Annotated in this window: 20 protein-coding genes and 1 pseudogene; 7 read left to right on the forward strand and 14 right to left on the reverse strand. The window is 41.0% G+C overall.

Annotated features, from left to right (window positions below):
• Positions 1 to 281: 281 nt before the first annotated feature.
• Together G327_RS0100955 and G327_RS0100960 are read left to right on the forward strand one after the other, a co-directional pair.
• A complete protein-coding gene (locus tag G327_RS0100955) occupies positions 282 to 764 on the forward strand; it encodes a PEP-CTERM sorting domain-containing protein (RefSeq protein ID WP_019612890.1) in 483 nt (160 codons plus the stop codon).
• Positions 765 to 1,328: 564 nt separating this feature from the next.
• Positions 1,329 to 1,730, forward strand: coding sequence for a putative signal transducing protein (locus tag G327_RS0100960; RefSeq protein ID WP_019612891.1), 402 nt, complete (start codon positions 1,329 to 1,331; stop codon positions 1,728 to 1,730).
• Between the two features lie 41 nt (positions 1,731 to 1,771).
• Here G327_RS0100960 and bla read toward each other — a convergent pair whose 3' ends face one another.
• Positions 1,772 to 2,656 carry a class A beta-lactamase gene (gene bla, locus G327_RS0100965; protein WP_019612892.1) on the reverse strand — a complete coding sequence of 295 codons (885 nt, stop codon included), beginning with the start codon at positions 2,654 to 2,656 and terminating at the stop codon, positions 1,772 to 1,774.
• Between the two features lie 284 nt (positions 2,657 to 2,940).
• Complete coding sequence (locus G327_RS0100975) at positions 2,941 to 4,194, reverse strand: mechanosensitive ion channel family protein (RefSeq protein WP_019612894.1); 1,254 nt, start codon at positions 4,192 to 4,194, stop codon at positions 2,941 to 2,943.
• Positions 4,195 to 4,466: 272 nt separating this feature from the next.
• Between G327_RS0100975 and G327_RS0100980 the strand changes: the two genes are divergently transcribed.
• From G327_RS0100980 to G327_RS0100990, 3 genes are all read left to right on the forward strand, one after another.
• Positions 4,467 to 5,759 carry a M18 family aminopeptidase gene (locus G327_RS0100980; protein ID WP_019612895.1) on the forward strand — a complete coding sequence of 431 codons (1,293 nt, stop codon included), beginning with the start codon at positions 4,467 to 4,469 and terminating at the stop codon, positions 5,757 to 5,759.
• A gap of 269 nt (positions 5,760 to 6,028) precedes the next feature.
• Positions 6,029 to 6,775, forward strand: a complete 747-nt coding sequence (locus tag G327_RS25590) for a substrate-binding periplasmic protein (RefSeq protein ID WP_019612896.1) — start codon at positions 6,029 to 6,031, stop codon at positions 6,773 to 6,775.
• A gap of 488 nt (positions 6,776 to 7,263) precedes the next feature.
• Positions 7,264 to 7,737, forward strand: a complete 474-nt coding sequence (locus G327_RS0100990; protein ID WP_019612897.1) for a peroxiredoxin — start codon at positions 7,264 to 7,266, stop codon at positions 7,735 to 7,737.
• A 236-nt stretch (positions 7,738 to 7,973) separates the two neighbouring features.
• Here the strand turns inward: G327_RS0100990 and G327_RS0100995 are convergent, their stop codons facing one another.
• The 11 genes from G327_RS0100995 to G327_RS0101045 form a co-directional block, all read right to left on the reverse strand.
• Complete coding sequence (locus tag G327_RS0100995) at positions 7,974 to 8,798, reverse strand: phosphotransferase (RefSeq protein WP_019612898.1); 825 nt, start codon at positions 8,796 to 8,798, stop codon at positions 7,974 to 7,976.
• Between the two features lie 7 nt (positions 8,799 to 8,805).
• Positions 8,806 to 9,474 (reverse strand): DUF2987 domain-containing protein, encoded by a 669-nt coding sequence (locus G327_RS0101000; protein ID WP_019612899.1) that lies wholly within the window; start codon positions 9,472 to 9,474, stop codon positions 8,806 to 8,808.
• Complete coding sequence (locus G327_RS0101005) at positions 9,475 to 10,254, reverse strand: DUF2189 domain-containing protein (protein ID WP_019612900.1); 780 nt, start codon at positions 10,252 to 10,254, stop codon at positions 9,475 to 9,477.
• Positions 10,255 to 10,330: 76 nt separating this feature from the next.
• On the reverse strand, positions 10,331 to 11,050 hold the full coding sequence (cobB, locus tag G327_RS0101010) for a Sir2 family NAD+-dependent deacetylase (RefSeq protein ID WP_019612901.1): 720 nt from the start codon (positions 11,048 to 11,050) through the stop codon (positions 10,331 to 10,333).
• Between the two features lie 139 nt (positions 11,051 to 11,189).
• Positions 11,190 to 11,498, reverse strand: coding sequence for an integration host factor subunit alpha (locus G327_RS0101015; protein WP_019612902.1), 309 nt, complete (start codon positions 11,496 to 11,498; stop codon positions 11,190 to 11,192).
• Between the two features lie 3 nt (positions 11,499 to 11,501).
• Positions 11,502 to 13,889 carry a phenylalanine--tRNA ligase subunit beta gene (pheT, locus tag G327_RS0101020; RefSeq protein ID WP_019612903.1) on the reverse strand — a complete coding sequence of 796 codons (2,388 nt, stop codon included), beginning with the start codon at positions 13,887 to 13,889 and terminating at the stop codon, positions 11,502 to 11,504.
• A gap of 11 nt (positions 13,890 to 13,900) precedes the next feature.
• On the reverse strand, positions 13,901 to 14,881 hold the full coding sequence (gene pheS / locus G327_RS0101025) for a phenylalanine--tRNA ligase subunit alpha (RefSeq protein WP_019612904.1): 981 nt from the start codon (positions 14,879 to 14,881) through the stop codon (positions 13,901 to 13,903).
• Between the two features lie 227 nt (positions 14,882 to 15,108).
• On the reverse strand, positions 15,109 to 15,720 hold the full coding sequence (locus tag G327_RS0101030; RefSeq protein WP_019612905.1) for a fumarylacetoacetate hydrolase family protein: 612 nt from the start codon (positions 15,718 to 15,720) through the stop codon (positions 15,109 to 15,111).
• A 16-nt stretch (positions 15,721 to 15,736) separates the two neighbouring features.
• The gene (locus G327_RS23795; RefSeq protein WP_019612906.1) at positions 15,737 to 17,305 is read right to left on the reverse strand and encodes a diguanylate cyclase; all 1,569 of its coding nucleotides are present in this window, start codon (positions 17,303 to 17,305) and stop codon (positions 15,737 to 15,739) included.
• A 99-nt stretch (positions 17,306 to 17,404) separates the two neighbouring features.
• Complete coding sequence (locus tag G327_RS0101040) at positions 17,405 to 17,965, reverse strand: hypothetical protein (protein ID WP_019612907.1); 561 nt, start codon at positions 17,963 to 17,965, stop codon at positions 17,405 to 17,407.
• Positions 17,966 to 18,043: 78 nt separating this feature from the next.
• Positions 18,044 to 19,069 (reverse strand): GGDEF domain-containing protein, encoded by a 1,026-nt coding sequence (locus G327_RS0101045; protein ID WP_019612908.1) that lies wholly within the window; start codon positions 19,067 to 19,069, stop codon positions 18,044 to 18,046.
• A gap of 303 nt (positions 19,070 to 19,372) precedes the next feature.
• Here G327_RS0101045 and G327_RS0101050 point away from each other — a divergent pair, with 303 nt between their 5' ends.
• Both G327_RS0101050 and G327_RS0101055 read left to right on the forward strand, forming a co-directional pair.
• Positions 19,373 to 20,746 (forward strand): YjiH family protein, encoded by a 1,374-nt coding sequence (locus tag G327_RS0101050; protein WP_019612909.1) that lies wholly within the window; start codon positions 19,373 to 19,375, stop codon positions 20,744 to 20,746.
• 16 nt (positions 20,747 to 20,762) lie between these two features.
• Entirely contained in the window at positions 20,763 to 21,359 is a 597-nt protein-coding gene (locus tag G327_RS0101055) for a MarC family protein (protein WP_019612910.1), read from the forward strand.
• A 16-nt stretch (positions 21,360 to 21,375) separates the two neighbouring features.
• On the opposite strand, the pseudogene G327_RS23800 reads toward G327_RS0101055, so the two are convergent.
• Positions 21,376 to 21,644: pseudogene (locus G327_RS23800) on the reverse strand (ISAs1 family transposase); the annotation flags it as partial.

A 21,644-nucleotide genomic window follows, 5' to 3' on the forward strand; every position in this document is an offset into this window, starting at 1 on the left:
GCTGCCGACTGTCACGGCACACTTATCATACTCATGATTACTTTTGCTTTATAAGCCGCATTGCCTTTCCCATTATTTATAAAACAGCCTCATCAGGATGCATAATTAAGCTTTTTTTAATCTTGTACATCAACATCAAGTTGTCAGCTTTTTTTACACTTGTAATTAAAATCACCAGGGGATTCATTTAAAGCACTTTAAAAACAATGAGATACAAAACTGGAATAAAAAATGCAGAAAAGATAGTCATAAGTATGTGTTTTTAGACAAAGGAGGCAAAAATGAAAAAATTTATTCTAGCGGCGGTACTTGCTGCTGCATCCCTTAACCTACAAGCAGTCCCCCTTCTAGTCGGCTCTTATCAAGTTAACGATGGCCCTCGGTGGACTACCAACCCAGATGTTTACTCAGCGACCGAAGCCGCTGCACTTATTTTTGGCGGCTCTAATACTGATTATTTCATCTCTATCATTGACTCTCTTGATTACACCACCATCACTCATACTGGCTGGTATGACGGCTGGGGCGAGCATTTAGGTATGGAGTTTGATGAAAACTACTCTCTAGATGTTGGCAACGACGGCTACCAATACCCAAGTGCTACAAACAGCGCGCGTTCTGCCTATGTGGAAGACGGATTAAATGATAGTTTTGTAAACTACGTTTGGACGTCTGATGTAAATGTGCCGGAGCCTGCAGGTATTGCGCTGCTTGGCCTAGGTTTATTAGGACTTGGATTTTCAATCAGAAAAAGAAGAGCATAAATAACAGCTTTTATGCTTAGCAAAAGCCTCTGTTCGATAAAAATCCCTAACTCTGTTTAAGGTTGGGGATTTTTGCTTAATAATAAAATTGTTGATTTAGCGATATATTTATACTTTATGGCGATTATTTGTTGTCGATTTTTTTTACATAGCAGCAGAAGGTTACCAGCTTATGAAAAATGGATCATTGACAACTACACAAGCAGGCTGCACTGAACGAAGTTCCGACAATGCGGATATGGTTTATAGGTTCAACGACGCCCTGACTATGGGCGAATTACATTATTGCTTCTAAAGTATTTTTCTGCCGTTATTTCGACTCTATACAAAGCTTCTGAGTATTGAAGTTAAAAACAACCTATTTATCATCAACTTAACCAGAAATACTGATCAAGTATTTATGCGCAAAGTTATTAATCTACGGCTCTATTCACACTTGTTAGCTCACAACTCTGTTATAAATATTCAAAATCTAGTGAGTTGGTTTAAAATTCTTATTATCGTGAGTTTATAAGTTGCTGATAAACAGCACAGTATATAACTGTGCTGTTTGAGGAGGGAATTATGAATAAATCAGTAGTTGCAGCAAAGTTTTCATTTCCTCTTGATGCAAACATTGCAAAAGCAAATTTAGAAAGCGTCGGCATTCCTTCATTCGTTGCTGATGAACACACTGTAAATATGCAGTGGTTATACTCAGATGCAATGGGAGGAGTGAGATTATTTGTTCCTGAAGAGTATTTGCAGGAAGCAAGAAACGTGCTGAGTGAAGATTTTTCAGATGCTGTTGATTCTCTATATGACTCTAAACCAGAAAGCTGTCCTCATTGCGGCTCTCAAAACATAGAGCCGCATACCAAGGGAAAAAGGCCGGCATTTTTAGTTTTTATCCTTGCAGGATTTCCATTGTTTTTTTACAAGCATGGACTTAGGTGTTCACAATGCGGGAACTTCTGGGAAACATAACAAAAACAACTAAATACTTATTATATAGACAATCAGCATCTTCAGTTCTGTAAGGTATTAAAAATCTCGTTTCCTATTTCGACTATTGCTTTATTGCGCAGAGCAAAGGATGCATCCGTTTGAGTGATATAAATACTGATCAGAAACGGAGCCTGTTTGTCTTGCCAGACTACAGCTGTAATTCCCCTGGAACCATTCCCGCCTGCACCGGAACGATCTGCAATCTGCCAGCTGCCGGGCAGCACCGAGCGCAAAAGGTTATCTGCAACTTTATTAGCCGTCATCCACTGTTTTAACTGTTTTTTTGACTGCTCAGACAACTCATTGCCGAACAGTAATTTATGCAAGCTGTGATTGATAGCGTTAGGAGATGTGCTGTCTCGCAGATCTCCCGGCAAAGCTTCATTCAAGGCCGGCTCAATTCTGTCCAGGCTAGTTACCTGATCACCAATTTTACGCATAAAAGCAGTTAAGCCTTTTGGACCATTAATACTTTCTAAAACAATATTAGCGGCCGTATTGTCACTCATCAGCATAGCGGCCGAGCAAGCCTGATAAAGAGTAAACTCTTTATCCACATAGTTTTGCGTAACTGGTGAATAGGTAACTAATGAGCTCTGCTTTATTACTATCGAGGACTGCAGAGAAATATGCCCGCCATCAACATCGGCAAGCAGCTTTGCACATGCCAGTGATTTAAACGTACTCATTAAAGGAAAGCGCAGATCCCCCTTGTAATCCCAACTTTTTTGATTACCTGCGTCATAAATTGAAACCCCGACACGAGCATCTAGCTCATTCTCGATTTGTTTAATCTTTTTAACAAGAGGTCTGCTGTCTGCGAGAGAGAATAAAGAAACACTGATTAATATAATAAATACAGCCAAAGCACACTTAAAACGAACCGATTGAAACTTAAAAAACATAACTAACACAAACCTTTATATAGAAATTATAAATATAACCCTAACATAAAAAATTAAACGGCTATGAGGTTAATCCATTAAAGCACCAGCTTAATTTTCTAAGTCTAAATACGGCGATATTATTAACCCGGTTACCCTTTAGAGATGACAGCTAAATTAATACCATCATGGATAAATAAAAGCAGTGATGGTACAGGGATTCGGCCGTTACTGCCTGCAGCTTTCTTACAGAGCATCCTTCCTGCTTTTATAAAACATTAAACTGTATTTATTTTGCTCTCCTTTTAATCCTGCAGACTGCGGATATCTGCTCCGGTCGGTCTCTGATACACTTTTAAGCCGAACACAGGCAGAACAGCAAAGATATGATCAAAAATATCAGCCTGGATATCTTCATAAAATGCCCAGCGGGTATCATTAGCAAAAATATAAATCTCAATCGGCACGCCTGATTCGGTCGGTGCTAACTGGCGCACCATTAATGTCATCTCTTTATGGAGCTTGTCGTGCTGACGCAGATACTCCAGCATATAGGCTCTAAACGTACCGATATTGGTAAGGTTACGACTATTAACCGGCATATCAGCGTCACTCACCTGCGCATTAAAGACATCTATTTCCTGTGACTTTTCAGCAAAATAACCTTTAAGATAATTGATCTTACTTAAGCGTTCTTTATCCTCTGTAGTTAAAAAAGCTATCGTTTGAATATCAATTTGTACCGAGCGTTTAATACGGCGCCCGCCTGATTCCGACATGCCCCGCCAGTTCTTAAAAGCATCTGACACTAATGCGTACGCGGGGATCATGGTAATGGTTTTATCCCAGTTTCGTACTTTAACCGTGGTCAGCGATACCTCTTCCACCGTGCCGTCTGCACCGTATTTATCCATCTGGATCCAGTCACCAGTACTCACCATTCGGTTAGCCGCTAATTGAATGCCGGCCACAAAACCAAGAATCGTGTCTCTAAATACCAGCATAACCAAACCGGTCGCGACACCTAAACCACTAAGAAAATACACCGGAGACTGATCGGCAAGTACTGAAATCGAGATGATGATGGCAACAAAGAACATAAACAGTTTAAACAACTGTACGAAACTCTTGATCGGCAGACGGCGGCTTACCAGGTTGACATCCGCAATCTCATTAGCCGCATCAAGTGCACTGTATACCGCACGTACAAACAGCACAATAATGCTCACATCCAGCACGCGATCCGCCAGGCTGCTGCTTAACGGATGCTCTGTTAATGCTAAAGGTACAAGGATATTAAGAATTAAAGCGGGTACTAACTTAGCGAACTTTTCTAACACCCGATGAGACATGAATATATCATCCCAGGTCACTTTAGAACGCTGGATAACTATATTCATGGTGTTAACCACACCGCGCTTAACCAGGTAATAGCCGATAAAAGCCACGATAAAACAAGCTAAAACCATCACACCGGTCGATACTCCATCGGCAGGCTGACTGTCAATACCGACACCTGCTAACCATTGTGAAATAAATGCACGTAATTCTTGATCCAAAATATTTATCTCCAGATATTCAACAGTGATAGTTTCAGCTGCATAAATGATTAGTGAAGTTAGTCTGTTACTGCGCTGAGTACGCAGCTAACACAAACATACTTATGATAAACAGCAGAGCAGCTAAAAGCAGCTATCTTAGCGTAAAAGCCAATAAATTAAATACTAACCATTTTGTTAATTGAGATAACTGCATTATTTATTCAGCTCTCAAAGCATGATTTTCCCAGAGTCCTATTACTGTTAATATAGATGCATAATGAGGAGATAAAATGAATAATAAAGCAAACCTATTAGCCAGAGATCTGATCACTTTTATAGACAATAGCCCGGTATCATACTTTGCAGCCGCCAATATTATCAAAGAACTGGAAAACAGCGGCTACCGCAGTCTTAATGAAGGTGACAAGTGGAAGCTTGAGCCTGGTCATAAATATTATCTACAAAGAAACAACAGCGCTGTTATCGCTTTTCAACTAGGCAGTGAAAAACCATGGCAGAGCGGGTTTAATATTGTCGGTGCGCATACCGACAGCCCGCATTTAAAACTTAAAAACGAGTCTCTTACTAAATCAGCGGGATGCTTAAAAGTCAGTGTTGAAACTTACGGCGGCGGTATTAACAGTACCTGGCTTGACAGAGATTTATCCTTAGCCGGGCGTATTTCAATTAACACAGAAAACGGTATACAGAATCGCTTAGTTGACTTTAAAAGAGCAGTCGGCTCAATACCCAATCTTGCCATTCACCTTAACAGAGAAGCAAACGCCGGTTTTGAATACAATAAACAGACCCACCTGCCGGTTATCCTTTTCGGCACCGATAAAGAAATAGACGAAAAAAACTATTTAAAAGAACTCGTTGCAGTAGAAGCCGATGTGCAGGTAGATTCTATACTGGAAATGGATCTGTTTTTCTATGATACCCAGAAAGGCGCAGTTATCGGCTTGGATCAGGATATGATCGCCGTCGGCCGTTTAGATAACCTGGCTATGTGTCACTGCATTTATAAAAGTCTAACCGAAGCCGATAATCCGCAGCAGACCAATATCGGCGTGTTTTTTGATAATGAAGAGATCGGCAGCCGCACCATGATGGGCGCTGATTCAAACTTCTTAAGTTCATTGTTAGAGCGGATAACCTTCGCACTGGACGGCGACCTGGAGGACGGCTTAAGAGCTAAACATCACAGCTTCTTAATAAGTGCAGACGGTGCACACGCCCTGCATCCTAACTTTACAGACAAACATGATAAATCCTATGCACCGCTGCTGAATCAGGGCCCGGTAATTAAAATGAGTGCTAACTTCAGATATGCCACAACAGCAGAAACTGCCGGCCGGTTTATTAACTTATGTAATAAAGCAGGTGTACCCTACCAGAAGATGGCCAACCGCTCGGATCTTCCCTCGGGCAGTACCATCGGCCCAACATCCTCTGCTTCTCTAGGTATCAATACGATTGATGTCGGTAATCCGATGTTTGCCATGCACAGTATTCGCGAAAGTCAGGGCACCTTAGATCACTACTACATGACTAAAGTTATTTGCGAATTTTATAAGTAATTATCAGACAGCTGCACTTTCCAAAATTCAAAATGACGGTTGGTGCAGCTCATATCTTCAAACAGCATCTAGAAAATTTGTAAATCACTAAAACGGGTATAGCACGGACTGCATTTTCATTGTGATCACTATAATGAGGATACCTACTGTACTTCTAACCTAGGCCCAACCGGACAGCTTCACCTATAGAAAATAAAATCAAACATTCACGCTTCTGAATATAGACATATAATATACATAGTCTTAACTTGTGACGAAGGAGAAAAGTATTGCGTGAATACATCATCATTTTTTTAACGATTCTCTGCAGTATTTCTTCTACTGACGCTTCTTCCAAAGAGATTGAAGTAAGCATTTGGGTCAACGAGTCACACCCACCGTATTTATACACCGAAAACAGTAAAGCAAAAGGGATTTACATTGAGGTACTGACCCGAATATCTGAACGGATGCAGGGCTATAGAATGACTTTTAAACCGGCTCCCTGGCCGCGAGTGAAACACATGATTGAGACAGGAGATGAATTCGCCTTTGTTCCCCCCTATTACCATGGCCATGACTGGCTTTACGTATGGCCCTATTCACTGCCTATTATGTATGAGTCAGTAGTGGTTCTCTGCCGAAAAGATATTTTGAAAGCACCCCGCCCCTCCTGGCCCGATGATTATTTAGGTTTGAAAATTGCCAACAATAACGGTTTTGACGGGTTTGGAGGCCCTAAATTCCGCCAGTATGTTCGAGAGGGGAAAATCACTCTCGAAGAAGCAAAAACCACAGAGCGCAACCTGCTCAAATTAGCACGAGGACGAGCGGACTGTTATATGAGCAATCATCTATCGTATGCCTGGGAAATGAAACGCTTGAAAGCGTCCGGCAGGCTCGACGAAGATAATTATCATCAGATCATTAAAGGGGCCGTGATTTCTACAGATGCTGTATATATGGGGTTTACAGATAGAGATAAGGGTAAATTTCCATTCAAACGGGATTTTCACCTGAAATTTAATAATGAATGATACAAAATGCATAAAAGCGGAGAAATTCAACAGATTGCAGCTGAGTTTGTAAACTAGTGTTATTTCCGATTAACTTTGATCAGTTGCTGCCTGAGCTTGCCGTACACTTTGTTAGGGTAAAAAGTTAAAAGGTTAAAGCAGAATCGGGCAAAGAGCTTCCCTACCATCGACGCAGCTATCACTACCGTATGCAGATCGATTTCATAACACAAAAATTTATGCATCATTTCGTCCCTAATTGATTATATTTTTCCAAAGTCATAAGTATTCATAAAGCAAATCCGGACAGCGGTTATATGTTTTTTTACCTGGATTAAAAAACTCATAGCGGCTTATAGCTAAAAGAATCAAAATTAATCACAGGCATCAGTAACGTATGCAGACTTATCTCCCGGCAGTTAGTATTAAAAACCTTATTTTTTATCGGTATTTACAGCTCAAATTTAGGACTAAACTGTAATAAGACTATTTCATTTAAGGAAAATACAATGATTGAACAAGGCCAGAAAATACCCAATGCGATCCTGAGTCAGTTAACAGCAGAGGGTATGAAAAATCACCTCGTGACAGAGCTTTTTGCATCTAAAAAAGTGGTGCTGTTTGCTGTACCTGGTGCATTTACCCCGACCTGCTCTACCGCTCATCTGCCGGGCTATGTAGCATTAGCAGATCAATTTAAAGCTAAGGGTGTAGATTTAATTGTTTGTGTCTCGGTAAACGATGCCTTTGTAATGAAAGCCTGGGGTGAAACACAAAATGCATCTGAGCTGATGATGTTAGCCGATGGTGACGCCAGTTTTACTAAGAGTTTAGGTTTAGAGATAGATACAGCGGGATTCGGTGGTTTGCGTTCACAGCGTTATGCGATGATTATCGATGACGGTGTGGTTAGCCTGCTCAATATCGAAGCACCAAAAGAGTTTGCGGCAAGCAAAGCTGAGGTACTGTTAGCTGCATTGTAAAAAGAACAAAAAAGCCTTCAACTATATGTGTCTTAACATATACTCAAGGTTGACTTTGATAAGCATTATTGACCTTTACCTGCTTATTTATAAAATATTTATCGTTACCAGCTTAATATAAAAAACAGCAGAAAACAGCTCAGGAAAATAAATACTGTGCTGTTGTATTTTTATTAAAAATGAAGGGTATTAAAAACAAGAAAATCGGCTGACTAAAGAAAGGAAGTGATTATTAATTACTGCTCTTCATCCAAAAAACATAACGCCCATAATTCGTTAATATAAACAAATACAGTAAAATATAAAGCACACTCACCTTTGAGCTGCTCAAGTGACTGTGTTAAGTTTTCCTGGTTCAGGTGATAATAGTGTTCAATTAACTGTTTGCGCTGTGCTGCATTAAATTCGTTAATACAATTACAAAATGCCAGATCATAAGCAGCACAGGCAGTTACAGCATACTCCCAGTCAAGGATCATAATCTGATCAGTGCTGACCAGGACATTATTAACTGATAAATCGCCATGGCAGAGAATATCCCGACTGCTGCTTTTATCCAGCGTATCAGCAAGTCTTAACATCTGTAAAAATTTGTTATTATCGAGGGGTTTATTTAACTGTTTTTTAAGTAAATTAAGTTCATAAGCGAGCTGCTGAGGCTGAGCTTCGCCAGCCGGCAGCTGATGAATCCGCAGCAGCTGTCGGGCTAATAATTCAATAATATCTTGATTGACAGAGGTCTCACTTAACACCTGGCCAGTAATATATTCCTGCAGTTTATAAGTTTCACTGCTGGCAATGACTTCCGGGGTCAGCTGTTTATCAGCGGCAGCTTTCTGTACCGACAGTTCGCGTTTCCTGTCTTCTACAGAGCGGGCTTTAAGATTTAAACGTTTAAAAATATACTGCCGCTTATTTTCAAAGGTTAACAAAAACACCTGGTTGGTTAAAGCATGGGTTATCTGCTCACTTTTAAGCAGCCGGCCTATTTTCAATTCACGAAACCAGGACAGTTCATCCGCGGTGATATTCAACAAACCTCTGCCCTGTACATTATTCAACGCCTGTCTACTTGGTTAACCACGGCGTGATGCGTTTAATATTCCAGGCAATAAGCAGCTTGGCATCAACAGAGTTTATATAGTTATTTGTAAGCAGCAGATCACCATCTTCTGCTGTGGTTATCTGTTTATCAAGCAGACTAGTCTGCGTCGCGGTTAACGGCTCAACTAACTGTAAACGCACACCGGAAAAGTCCGGCAGGAAGTATTTACCGATCATGCCGGCATTCTTCTTCAGAACACCTTCAAGCTGCTCACTGATTAAAGCTAACCGACTGAACGATAAGTTATTTAACTCCGACTCTTTAGCCATCAAGGTGACCTGTAAATCACACTGCGAGGCACTTTGCCCGGCAGATAAATCCACCTCAATCACTGCGCCGTCCTTGCGGTGCTGATCAGAGAAAAAAGGCAATAAACGCCCCTGCTTCTTAAATGCAACCGCTTCGCGCTTTTGATCCACGACCATTTGTGCATTATTAATTAAACAAAGTTCGTCGCTGTTTTTATCAAGCAGGTAAAATGCTGTTGTGACATGTTCATATTCCAGTTTATACATTGTTTTCATGTAACCGAAAAACACTGAATAATCCAGTTTTACTGTTGAGGCAAAAGTACTGCTTGTGGACAAGGTTAAAAACAGCAGCAGGGCCAAACGCATTATATTTTCTCTCATTTAAGCTTCAAACTCATCGTTATTATCGTTGTGATTATTATCATCATCATCGCTGTCATTGATGCTGGCAACAACGCCGACGCCGCACATTTGGCGATATATGATTCCCATCAGGTTAAAGTAGAAAGGAATAAATACAAACAAACCTAGTCCATATGGCAGCAGGGATACAATACCTATCAGACCTAAAATCATAAACAGTAAAGTAAACTGACGTAAATTTTTATTTACCAGCTTTAATGACAGTTTAAGCGCAAGTACCGGCTCAACCTGCTTTTCAGCAATCAGCGGGTAAACCAGACAGAATGCCATATTCAGATAGAGCAGAATAATAAGTGAAGGCACCACCGCAGAGTCGCCTAAAGCCTGAGTCAGGCCGACATTAATTCCATAAACAAGCAGGTTAATAATTAAACTTGCCAGGGCTAACGGCAGGATTTTATTAAAATAGTTGAACACATCAATAGACTTACTTTTTACACCAATTGAATGATGTACCCCCATCATCTGCAGTCCGGTAACCAGAGGAGTCATTACCACTGAGGTAAAGATAAAATTAATCACCATCTGCGACGTTTCACTTCCGTTGGTATCATCAAAAATCAGACCGTAACTGACAGCCACAATGATAACAGTAAACAGACAGGCCACGAGCAGAGGCAGGAAGTGCTTTTTAGTAATAACAAAAGCATCTTTAAAAAGTGTTTTAAAATCCAGCTGATAACCTTCGGTCAATGATTTCTTAATATCACCGCCTAATACAAAGTGTTTTTTGTTCATAACAAGAAAAGGGTCCTAAATGAATAAAGTAAGCGTCAGACATTGTATTGGCTTTTCAAGCTTATTAACAGCTTATCTATGCTCCGTTTAATAAAGAACTTACCAGTTTAGGCACTAACTCAGTCGCTTTGCCCTGCACTACCTGATCAAAATGACTGTGTATTTCGCTGGGGTCCAAATTAAGCTCTATCGAATAGGCACCAACACTTTTTGCCTCCTCAACAAAACCAGCGGCCGGATAAACGGTTCCTGATGTACCGATCGCAATAAAAAGGTCCGCCTGAGAAAGATGATGATAAATAATATCTAACCCCAGGGGCATTTCACCAAACCACACAATATGCGGACGAAGCGCTGAAGGGTACTGACAGCAGGTGCACAGGTCGTCACGGCTCTGATCATCTGTGCACTGAATAACCTGATTGCTTTCCGGACAACGTGCTTTTAACAGCTCCCCGTGCATATGAATCACATTTTTAGATCCAGCCTGCTCGTGCAGATTATCTATATTCTGTGTTACTAATAAAAACTCACCGCTAAACTGCTGCTCTAACTCTACTAATGCGTAATGAGCCGCATTCGGTTTTATCTCTTTTCGACAGAAGTCCTGACGGCGTTTATTATAAAAATCTAGCACTAAGTCCGGATTCTTTTTATAACCATCTACAGAAGCCACATCTTCTAATTTGTACTTTTCCCATAAACCATCTTTATCTCGGAAGGTACGAATACCTGATTCAGCAGAAACACCGGCCCCGGTTAATACCACAATCTTTTTATATTGATTTACTGACAAATGTGCCTCCATAAAAGATGTTAAATTTTAGTTAAATGAGCAATTATTGTACTTATTTATCAAAATAATATTGGGGTACAGTTCATAAATTTCAGGCAAAAAAAAAGCCGCTGACGCGGCTTTTTCAATTATGAGAAAACTAAAGTTTATCCGGAGTATCCGGTAGGTTCTCTTCTACCAGCTCTTTCAGTTTCTGTCCTGCTCGGAAGGTTACAACCCGGCGAGCAGCAATCGGAATATCTTCCCCGGTTTTAGGGTTGCGACCTGGACGTTCACCTTTATCTTTAAGTTCAAAGCCGCCGAAACCGGAGATTTTAACTGGCTCTCCGCTTTCTAATGTTGCTTTAATTTCTTCAAAAAATGATTCCACAAACTCTTTTGCTTCACGTTTGCTTAAGCCTATTTTTTCCGATAAATGTGTAGCTATTTCAGCTTTAGTCAGTGCCATAAATTAATCTCTCAACGATGCGTGAAACTCCATAGAAACTGCTTCAACAATCTTATTAACGCTTTCAGCAATTTCTTGTTCTTCTAAGGTACGAGTCTTATCTTGTAATATTAAGCCTATTGCTAAGCTCTTCTTACCTTCCTCAACACCTTGTCCTTGGTATACGTCAAATAAGTTTATGCCAACTAACTCAGTTCCGCCAATTTTTTCTATAAATTTTAAGACGTTACCAGCATTTAATTTTTCATCAACAACAAATGCCAAGTCTCGGTGGTTAGCCGGGAACTTAGATATGTCTCCTGCCTGCGGCAGTTTACGCGTGATAATCTGATCTAATTCTAATTCAAATATCACAGCAGTACCGTTTAAGGCAAAAGGTTTAGCTAAACTAGGATGCAGTGTGCCGATATAACCTATGTTCTTGCCGTTACGGTAAATACCTGCTGACTGCCCCGGGTGCAGTGCACTGTTTGCTTCAGCTTTAAATTCAAAGCTTGACGCATCAACACATAAATCCAGCACGGCTTCCAGATCCGCTTTTAGGTCAAAAAAGTCAACGGTACGGGTTTCAATATTCCAGTGTTCATCGTTTGCATTACCAATGATAACGCCGGATAACATCTCCTGCTGCTTGATACCATTTTCTGCATTGTCGTCTTTAATAAAGCGTAAACCCGTTTCAAATAAACGCACACGGTTCTGCTGACGCTTTTGGTTTTTAGACACGCTGTCTAATAAACCTGTCCATAAACTAACACGCATTGCCGACATATCTTTAGAGATAGGATGCGGCAGAATCAGTGCATCAGCTTCAGGGTGCAGCTTAAGCTGCTTATCAGGATCAACAAAGCTGTAAGTGATCGCTTCCTGGAACTCACGGTTTACTAATACATCACGCACTTTAGATAACTTAAGTGTCGCTTCATTATGTAAAGGCATAGTTAATGCAGCTTCAGGTGCAATATTAGGGATATTGTTGTAACCGTAAACACGTGCCACTTCTTCGATAAGATCTTCTTCAATCTCCATATCGAAACGGTAAGTCGGCGCAACAGCTGTCCATGCATCATCAGCAGCAGTCACTTCACAGCCAAGCTGAGTAAGAATTTCTTCAACACGTTCAGAATCAATAGAAATACCGATTAAACGGTCTAATTTACTACGGCGTAAAGTAATTGTTGCCTGAGCAGGTAAATGCTCAGCGCTGACAGCTTCAGTAATCGGGCCGACACTGCCGCCGCAGATATCAACAAGCAGCTGTGTAGCACGCTCCATCGCTTTTGCCTGTAAAACCGGATCAACACCACGTTCGTAACGGTGTGACGCATCAGTGTGCAGACCATATGCACGTGCGCGACCTGCAATCGCAAGCGGTGCAAAGAATGCACTTTCTAAGAAGATATCCGTTGTCCCTTCAGCAACACCAGAATCCTGACCGCCAAAGATACCCGCCATCGCCAGTGCTTTGTTCTGATCGGCAATCACTAGAGTATCGCTGTTTAATTTAACTTCTTTGCCGTCTAATAAAGTCAGTTTTTCATCCTGCTCAGCAAGACGAACTTCGATACCGCCGTCTAATTTTGCTAAATCAAAAGCGTGCATCGGATGACCGAATTCAAGTAGTACAAACTGAGTAATATCAACAACAGCATCGACACTGCGCACACCACAGCGGCGTAGTTTTTCAACCATCCATAACGGTGTGACTGCATTCTGGTTGATACCACGGATAACACGGCCTAAATAACGAGGACACGCAGACGGCGCCTGCAGGTTAATAGCCACTTGGTCAGTTAATGTAACCGCTGCGTTTTCCCAGGTCGGCTCAGTAACAGCAATGCTGTTTAATACACCCACTTCACGAGCCAGACCGGCAATACCTAAACAGTCGGCACGGTTAGCGGTTAAATCAACATCAATAATGACATCATCAAGCTGCAGGTATTCACGTACACAGGTACCAATCGGTGCATCTGCCGGAAGCTCAATAATGCCTTCAGCACTTTCCGCCATACCTAATTCAGATTCACTGCACAGCATGCCGAATGACGGCTGACCGCGCAGTTTTGCTTTTTTAATTTCAAAATCGCCAGGCAGTACAGCACCAACAACGGCTACGGCAACTTTAAGTCCTAAACGACAGTTTTTAGCACCACAAACGATATCGATTAATTCGTCTTCACCGATATTAATTTTGGTCACTTGTAATTTGTCTGCATCAGGATGCTGGCCGCACTCAACCACGGAGCCCACTAATACTTTTGTAAATTCACCGGCAACAGGGTCGACATCATCAACCTCAAGACCTGCCATTGTTACCTGATGCGTTAATTCATCACGTGTAATTTCCGGGTTAACCCACTCTCGTAACCAAGCTTCACTAAATTTCATTTTATTAACCCTTACTTAAATTGCTTGAGGAAACGAAGATCGTTTTCAAAGAAAGAACGTAAATCATTTACGCCGTAACGCAGCATCGTTAAACGCTCAACACCCATACCGAATGCAAAACCTGAATATTTGTCCGGATCAACCCCCATAGAGCGTAAAACCGTCGGATGCACCATGCCGCAGCCTAACACTTCTAACCAGCCGTTTTTACCTAATACATCTACTTCAGCAGAAGGCTCAGTAAACGGGAAGTAAGACGGACGGAAACGCACTTCTAAATCTTCTTCAAAGAAGTTATGCAGGAAGTCATGCAGAATGCCTTTAAGCTGTGTAAAACTAACATTTTCAGCAATCATCAGACCTTCAACCTGGTGGAACATTGGCGTATGAGTCTGGTCGTAATCATTACGGTAAACACGCCCTGGAGAGATAATTCGCACCGGCGGCTCCTGCTTTTCCATGGTACGGATCTGCACACCAGATGTCTGTGTACGTAATACCAGCTCAGGATTAAAGTAGAAAGTATCGTGATCTGCACGGGCAGGATGATGCGGCGGAATGTTTAACGCATCAAAGTTATGGTAGCCGTCTTCAACTTCAGGACCATTTTTAACTTCAAAACCTAGTTCACCGAAAAATTCCGTAATACGATCGATAGTACGAGTCACCGGGTGAACGCCGCCTAGTTGTGCACCACGGCCGGGCAGTGTTACATCGATTGTTTCAGAAGCCAGTTTTGCATTCAGCACTTCCGCTTCCATCGCTTGTTTACGTGCAACAAGAACAGCCTGGATTGCTTGTTTGGCTTTATTGATCATCTGGCCGGCAGCTGGTTTTTCAGCAGGAGGTAATTTTCCTAAGCCTTTCATCTGCTCAGTCATCAAGCCTTTTTTACCTAAGTAATGTAAACGAATCTGTTCTAATTCATTGCCATCTTTAGCGTTTTCTATCTGTTGTTGCGCATTAGCAACGATTTCATCAAGGTGCTGCATTAGTTTCATCTCTACTGTAAAGCAAGCAATAACAATCGTATTGATTGGACAATTTTAAAATATAAGGGGCGTGATTTTACGCAGCTAAGAGAGTGTTGGCTAGTACCGAGGTGCAATCAAGGAGTGGAAAAGAGCGAAAAAGAAGAATTATCAGAAATAAATTAACTCTTCTTGATTAGAAGTCATAAATAAGCTGTTTTTTTGATGTCACAGAAGCATCTGCTGATTTAAATAACTGTCCAGTGTTTCTCAATAATCAACTGCTTACCATCGTAAATTCGCCCTTCAAAGCGATCTCCAGGAAAAACCTGACCGACACCTTTAGGCGTTCCTGTCATCAAAATATCGTCATCAGAAAAACTCATAAAAGCCCCCACTTCCTTGATAATTTCAGCTGGTTTATGAATCATTAAATGATAATCACCCTGCTGAATTAGATGCTCATTTATAAACAGCTCTAGACGCAGCTGCTCCACTTTTCCACTGAAGCTGACAAACTCACTAAATACGGCTGATTTATCAAAAGCTTTTGCCCGCTCCCAGGGTAAGCCCTTTTCTTTTAAACGGGACTGCAGGCCGCGCTTCGTTAAATCTAAACCGAACCCCACAGCACTTATCTGCGCATCGCTAATAACAAATGAGATTTCAGCCTCATAATGAACCGCTTGATCAGCACCAGCATAAATATCATCACAGACAGCCGAGTTGGGTTTAACAAAAATAACCGCCTGGGTCGGCATTTCATTATTTAATTCTAAAATATGCTCAACGTAATTCCGTCCGATACAGACAACTTTAGAGGGTAAGGTTTTTACGCCGTCAACTACGATCCTATTCATATCCAACCTTTTATTATCAATCAGTTAAAACAAAAACCTTATTGCGCCCGCGCTCTTTGGCTTGGTATAAAGCCCGATCTGCCCGGTTAACAATGTCTACCATTCTGCATTCACCTGTCGGGCACAATGAGGTCACGCCAAGGCTCACCGAAACATAACTGGAGACTTTAGAATCTTTATGCTCGATACGTAATGACTCGATATTTTTTCTGCAGCGCTCCGCAACCTCAGCTGCATTTTTTGTCTGCGGTAAAATGGCCACAAATTCTTCACCGCCGTAACGAGCGACAAAATCACTACTGCGGCTAAACGACTTCTCCAGCATAGCTGCCACTTCAATTAAGCAGAAATCTCCTTCAGGATGCCCGTATCTGTCATTAAAAAGCTTAAAATAATCAATATCAATCATAATAAGTGATAATGTCGACTTTTCTCTGACTGCTCTTTTCCATTCTAAATCAAGACGCTGATCAAAATAACGGCGGTTGGCAATTTTTGTTAACGCATCGGTTCTGGTTAATATTTCTAACTCTTTTTTGGCCGCATTCAACGCATCGGTACGATCTGAAACGGTATGCTCAATTACCTTATTACGTGCTATTAACGCCAGCGTATAAATTGTACTGGATAAAACTAAAATAATACCCAGTAAACTGGTCGTAACAGGTACCATAGTGCGCCGCTCACTTATATAATCGCGGCTTGGCTGTGCATCAATAGCCCATTGACGGCCGGAATAAGTCTGGATGCTTTTCTGATAGGAAAATGGTGCCTGATAAGATTCTTTAAAATCCTGCCCATAGGAGCGCAGTAATAACACTTCCCGATTACCACTGATATCCAGCAGATTAAAATTTATATCATCAGCATTAGTACGGCGCATCGCCCGCTCAAACAGTTTTTCAATAATAAAAACCCCTGATACAAATCCCTGCAGATGCCGGCGCCTTTTTTCTATAGTAAAAGGAGCCCCTTGATAGATAGGAATAAAAGTTAAAAAGGCGGCCTGCGGCGTCTGCACCAGATTAATCAGTCCGGTTGAAAGTACCAGATCAAAATCACCGGATTTCTGCAGTGTCTGCAGTAGAGCGCGCTGCGATCCCATATCAAAACCGAAGGCTTTCTCATTACTGCTTAAGGGTTCTATATAATCTATCGGGTAATAAAGCGCCCGCTCACTGGCTGTAGACATCAGCCCCTGCTCTATACGCTCAGTTATCTGATAACCGGGAACTTCAAAGGTTTTGTGTTTTTCATAAACAGAGCGGTTTTTATGCTCAACCTTAGGCGTCCACTGCAGGGCCTGAATATCAGGATGACGCAGTAAAATCTGTTTAGAGATGTTAGAAAATTCAGAAGCACTTACCTGCTCCGAGCTTTCGAATAAACCTTTTAACGCATATAAAATTTCCATATTAATGCGCATTTCACTTTCTAAAACAGCGACTTTATCTTCAACATCATTTTGAAAGTTGACTTCTATGGCCCGTGTTTCTTTTTCATAAAAAAAACAGCCGGCAAAGACCGATAAACCTATGCCGAGCAGTGAACATAACAACAGAACATTTTTAGAAGATATATTCATATTTAAATTAATAATAATCGCCACCTAAAATTATTAACACTCTGTTATGCAGGAAATTTTAAAATGTAAGACGGTTATACTACCCCGAACAGGGAACATCTAAAAAATAGATTTAGATGTATCATAAGCCAGTTCATAATAATGGTTATTGTTAAATTCAAATTCTTGAATAAGATCAAGTTTTAATTTTTTAGTATGAGCAGCAAAAGATCTCGGATTGATTTTATTAACAAAAGTGATCAGAACCGGATAACGTTTCGCCATTTCTATACGGGAAAAATCAAATATTTTTTCTAATAAGCCTGAACCTCGAAAGGCTTTATCAATACACACAGGTCCGTACTGATAGGAGTTTTTTACACTTAACTGCCTTCCCAGATAGTTCATATTAGGCAGGTCTTCGGCCATAAAAACAAACATCGGCCAGATTGACCAGAACTGCCAGGAAGCAGCCATCACATAGGCAATAACCTGCTCTCCCTGTTTAGCGATAAACAAGCCCTGCTCCTGAGTGATAAGTTCAGTTAACTGCTCTTTAGTGAAGGCCGTAGTAACAAAACCATCTTTTTTATCCTGTTCATCTATCGAATCAACCTGATATTTGGCATGTAAAGCTAAAGTGGCTTCGATATCACTGAGTTCTGCTATTTTTAATTCCATTATTCACCTTTCAAAAAATATAAAAAATCCCAGCTGTATCGGCCGGGATTGATGAAAACCGTTCGCTGATAAAGTCTATTATGACAGTATAGGTAAAACGCGGTTTCTACCTAAACGTTTTGCTTCATATAAATAGTCATCCGCTCGGGCGATAAAGCTGCTTAACGATTCATCTTTCTGGAACTCTACCACACCAAAAGAAGCGGTAATACTGTTGATGGTTTTTGCTGTACGCTTATCTTTCAGACTTAATTTTTCAAAAGATTTACGTATCGTTTCAGCAAAATGACGGGCAATTCTTAAATTACTTTTCGGTAATAAAATAACAAACTCCTCGCCGCCAAAACGGTAGGCAGCGGCACCGTCACGCATGCTGTCATTTAATTTTCGGCCAACCGCTTTCAAAACCTGATCTCCCAGCAGGTGCCCCCATTCATCATTAAAGTTCTTGAAATGATCTATATCTGTCAAAATCATACACAAACCGCTGCTTTCTTCCTGCAAAAATGCTGACAACTCGGTATTAAAAGCATGACGGTTTAATAAACCGGTTAAAGAATCATATAATGCCTGTTTCTGACTTTTCTGCAGCTGCACTTTTAATGATGCAATTTCTCCTTTAGCACTGTTTAAACTATTGCTGAAGAACTGCGTAGAACGGTGCATATCTTTAGAGTCAGCTTCAAGCTTTTTGAGCAGTATCACTACCTCATCAATCGACCAGCCTTCATCCTCAACCCGGTTAATATCGGTTAATGTTTTATCAAACGCCTGCTGAAACTTGCTGGTATCACTATGTGTATCTGTTAATGACTGATCCAGCTGCTGGAGCATCTGTTCAACACTCTGACGCAGCTCCCAGGTACTCGACTCGGTTTTATCTGAAACAAACTCTCGATATAAAGACTCAGCCTGAATCGGCGGACAGACATCATGGCTAGCCATTAAATTTTCTAACTTAGTATTTAACTCAGGAATGTCATTAGACACATAGGTATACCAGAGAGCGTAATTTAAGGGTGTCGTCGGAACCTGGTACTTCATCATTAATGGTACAGCTTTTTTTAGAATAGCTGCTGATTTAACCATCAAATCCTTGCTCATAATTATTATCCTGCTTTCTTAGGGGGGCTGATCAATTATATTATTTTTGAAGCATGCAACAAGCAGACCTTCAACTCAATTTTATTTCTTTATAACCTGATACAAATCATTATATACCCAAACAGACTGAAAATTAGCGCCCCTACTGACAGTGTGACTAGAGATGTAAAAAAAGTGAATAATTAAACGACCAACGCATTTACATAATGCTGCAAAGCAAGTACCCTTGCGCCTTTCGTTTAAAGGCAGTTTGAAAGAGCCTTAACGACCCCGATTTAAAAAACGTTTTCAAGGTGCAACAAAGTGACAACAGAAGCAACAACGGCGACTAAAAAATCGCATAACCTGGCAACAAAACTGACCTTTATTATTCCCTCATTAATTGGTCTTTTATTATTTATGACACCGGTCAGTTATCAAGGTGCCCTTACCATCCCTATCGCAATTGTATCAAAAGGACTGCAGAATTTTATCGGCGATTCCTTAACCGCAATTGTCACCGTCATTGTCGTATTCACCGCACTGGTCACGCTAATACATAAACTGTTTAAAATAAAACGGATTCAACAGAGTAAGTTTTTCAACACTCTCATTGACGTTACACCAATGTGGTTTGTAATTCGTCTATTAGGTGCTGTTTTTATTCTGATGACTTTTTTCGGCTTAGGACCTGAGTCTGTTCATTCAGCCAATACCGGGGCATTAGTATTAAATGATCTGCTCCCAGTACTATTTTGTGTATTTATTTTTGCAGGTATGTTACTGCCGTTGTTATTGAACTTCGGCTTGCTTGAACTGTTCGGCACTCTGCTGACTAAAGTTATGCGTCCTGTTTTTAACCTGCCTGGACGCAGTGCAATCGACTGTATGGCTTCCTGGTTAGGTGACGGCAGTGTGGGTATTTTAATGACCAGCAAACAGTATGAAGCAAAGTATTATACGCAGCGTGAAGCTGCAGTTATCGGTACGACTTTCTCTGCGGTTTCAATCACCTTCTCACTAGTAGTTATTTCTCAGGTACAGTTAGAACATCTGTTCCTGCCTTTTTACTTAGCTGTTTGTTTAGCGGGTATCGCAGCGGCCGTGATCGTGCCTAAACTACCGCCTCTATGCTGGAAAAAAGACTGCTATATAGACGGATCAGAAAAACATCCGGATCATGAATTAACTCCAGCGGGACACAACGTGTTTTCATGGGGTCTTGAACAGGCATTACTGACGGCTGAGAAATCATCTGGATTTAAACATACCGTTAAAGACGGTCTGAAAAATGCCATTGATATGGTATTTGGTGTGATCCCCGTAGTAATGGCAATCGGTACTATGGCGTTAATTATTGCTGAATACACTCCCGTTTTTGAATACTTAGGTTTACCCTTTGTTCCACTACTGGAACTGCTGCAGGTACCGGAAGCGGCGGCTGCCTCAAAAACGATTGTAGTAGGTTTTGCCGATATGTTTCTTCCTTCTATTCTGGCAGCCTCTATTGAATCTGATATGACCCGCTTTATTATTGCGGCTATGTCGGTAACACAGCTGATTTATATGAGTGAAGTAGGGGCATTATTATTAGGCAGTAAAATTCCGGTGAATATCGCAGAGCTGTTCATTGTGTTTATTTTACGTACCCTAGTGACTCTGCCGGTCATTGCCGGTGTCGCACATCTGATTTTTTAACTGCTGAGGAAATAGAATGGATATCGCGATTTACTTACATGCTTTAACAGCATTGTTTGTTATTATCGATCCGATTGGTGCGGCTCTGATTTTTAATTCCTTAACCAACGGCAGCGACAGCAAACACCGTAATATTATGGCAGTAAAAGCCGTATTAATTAGTGGTGTATCATTGATTTTATTTGGTAATTACGGCGAAGCTTTGTTTTCTCATTTAGGCATTAATATTAACTCACTGCGTATATCGGGCGGGTTATTACTCTTTTATACTGCCTTTAATATGATCACTAAAGAAGCAGAGTTTTCCTCTAAGGGAGGACAGCAGGATATTTCAGTTTTTCCAATGTCAATTCCTCTGCTTTCCGGTCCGGGCACGCTGACACTGGCGATTCTTCTATTTTCACACACTTCAGAGATAAGCGGTGCGATTGCTGTTTCAATGGCAATTATCTCAACACTGGGATTAACTTTGGTGCTGATGCTTGCGTCGAAATACCTGAAAAAAGTTATCGGCCGAACGGGTGATGAAATATTAAGACGTTTCTTAGGGGTGATCCTGGCAGCGCTGGCGATTCAGTTTATTTACGACGGCATTAAAAATTTCGCCCTGTAATAGACTGAATACACGGCTAGCGCATTTTAATCCCTGATTCTAAAAGGGCTGAGCGATAGCCATCATCTAGTGCTGCCATCTTTTTTTTTGCAGCTATACTCGCCGACTTTGTCTTATCTTGTTTAAATAAGCCCATCGCTATTTTTCTCATTACATTAAAAGCAAGTGGACCTCGGCCTTTACGAATCCTTGATTCATCTTCTCTAAAAGTCATATCTAGCATCCAGTGCATACTCTCAACCTGCCAATGATTACGGACTGCATGTAGACTTTGTTCTGCGTTTA

This window comes from Psychromonas ossibalaenae ATCC BAA-1528 (assembly GCF_000381745.1).
Taxonomy (GTDB): domain Bacteria; phylum Pseudomonadota; class Gammaproteobacteria; order Enterobacterales; family Psychromonadaceae; genus Psychromonas; species Psychromonas ossibalaenae.

Bases quoted from the DNA above. Each gene is read 5' to 3' on its own strand.
- G327_RS0101055 (WP_019612910.1), top strand. From the start codon at position 20,763: ATGGATATCGCGATTTACTTACATGCTTTAACAGCATTGTTTGTTATT.
- G327_RS0101040 (WP_019612907.1), bottom strand. From the start codon at position 17,965: ATGGAATTAAAAATAGCAGAACTCAGTGATATCGAAGCCACTTTAGCT.
- pheT (WP_019612903.1), bottom strand. From the start codon at position 13,889: ATGAAATTTAGTGAAGCTTGGTTACGAGAGTGGGTTAACCCGGAAATT.
- pheS (WP_019612904.1), bottom strand. From the start codon at position 14,881: ATGCAGCACCTTGATGAAATCGTTGCTAATGCGCAACAACAGATAGAA.
- G327_RS0101015 (WP_019612902.1), bottom strand. From the start codon at position 11,498: ATGGCACTGACTAAAGCTGAAATAGCTACACATTTATCGGAAAAAATA.
- G327_RS0100980 (WP_019612895.1), top strand. From the start codon at position 4,467: ATGAATAATAAAGCAAACCTATTAGCCAGAGATCTGATCACTTTTATA.
- G327_RS0101045 (WP_019612908.1), bottom strand. From the start codon at position 19,069: ATGAGCAAGGATTTGATGGTTAAATCAGCAGCTATTCTAAAAAAAGCT.
- G327_RS0101000 (WP_019612899.1), bottom strand. From the start codon at position 9,474: ATGAGAGAAAATATAATGCGTTTGGCCCTGCTGCTGTTTTTAACCTTG.
- G327_RS0101030 (WP_019612905.1), bottom strand. From the start codon at position 15,720: ATGAATAGGATCGTAGTTGACGGCGTAAAAACCTTACCCTCTAAAGTT.
- G327_RS23795 (WP_019612906.1), bottom strand. From the start codon at position 17,305: ATGAATATATCTTCTAAAAATGTTCTGTTGTTATGTTCACTGCTCGGC.
- bla (WP_019612892.1), bottom strand. From the start codon at position 2,656: ATGTTTTTTAAGTTTCAATCGGTTCGTTTTAAGTGTGCTTTGGCTGTA.
- G327_RS0100955 (WP_019612890.1), top strand. From the start codon at position 282: ATGAAAAAATTTATTCTAGCGGCGGTACTTGCTGCTGCATCCCTTAAC.
- G327_RS0100990 (WP_019612897.1), top strand. From the start codon at position 7,264: ATGATTGAACAAGGCCAGAAAATACCCAATGCGATCCTGAGTCAGTTA.
- G327_RS0101005 (WP_019612900.1), bottom strand. From the start codon at position 10,254: ATGAACAAAAAACACTTTGTATTAGGCGGTGATATTAAGAAATCATTG.
- G327_RS0100960 (WP_019612891.1), top strand. From the start codon at position 1,329: ATGAATAAATCAGTAGTTGCAGCAAAGTTTTCATTTCCTCTTGATGCA.